The sequence below is a fragment of the Schinkia azotoformans LMG 9581 genome, assembly GCF_000307855.1.
GTDB classification, from domain to species: domain Bacteria; phylum Bacillota; class Bacilli; order Bacillales; family Bacillaceae_J; genus Schinkia; species Schinkia azotoformans.
This window is the reverse complement of the sequence record NZ_AJLR01000063.1, coordinates 1-650: the sequence shown is the minus strand read 5'-3', so window position 1 is coordinate 650 and position 650 is coordinate 1. Positions and strand designations below refer to the sequence as shown.

Sequence of the window (650 nt, the reverse complement as noted above, 5' to 3'; positions counted from 1 at the left end):
AAGCGATTATTAATGGTCTGTAAATTGCGAACAAAGCGAGTGATGATCTTGCTGATAAAAGATATGGGCTTTCGATGAGAGGAAAATAGATGGTAATAGATATTAATAATTACGATGACAGTGCAATTCAGGTCCTTGAAGGTTTGGACGCGGTCAGAAAGCGCCCAGGGATGTATATCGGATCAACTGATGGAACAGGTTTGCACCATTTGGTTTGGGAAATTGTAGATAATGCAGTCGATGAGGCCTTATCTTGTTTTGGGAATAACATTACAGTGACCATTAATGCTGATGGTTCTTTATCTGTAGAAGATGAAGGGCGCGGAATGCCTGTCGGAAAACACGCGATGGGAATTCCAACTGTTGAGGTTATTTTCACTATTCTTCATGCTGGTGGTAAATTTGGTCAAGGGGGATATAAAACTTCTGGTGGATTGCATGGTGTAGGATCTTCGGTGGTAAATGCTCTTTCTACTTGGTTAGAAGTTGAAATCACTCGTGATGGGACTGTTTATCGCCAACGTTTTGAAAATGGAGGACATCCAGCAACTACTTTGGAAAAAATAGGGAAAGCTCCGAAATCAAAAACGGGGACAAAAGTGACTTTCATGCCCGATTCTACTATTTTTTCAACAACTGAATTTAAATAT

General features: G+C 40.2%; 1 protein-coding gene. It reads left to right on the top strand.

Features of this window, described 5'->3' with window-relative positions; all coding sequences use genetic code 11:
• Nucleotides 1-89: 89 nt before the first annotated feature.
• On the top strand, nucleotides 90-650 hold a 561-nt coding region (locus tag BAZO_RS10385; RefSeq protein ID WP_003331423.1), incomplete at its 3' end, for an ATP-binding protein.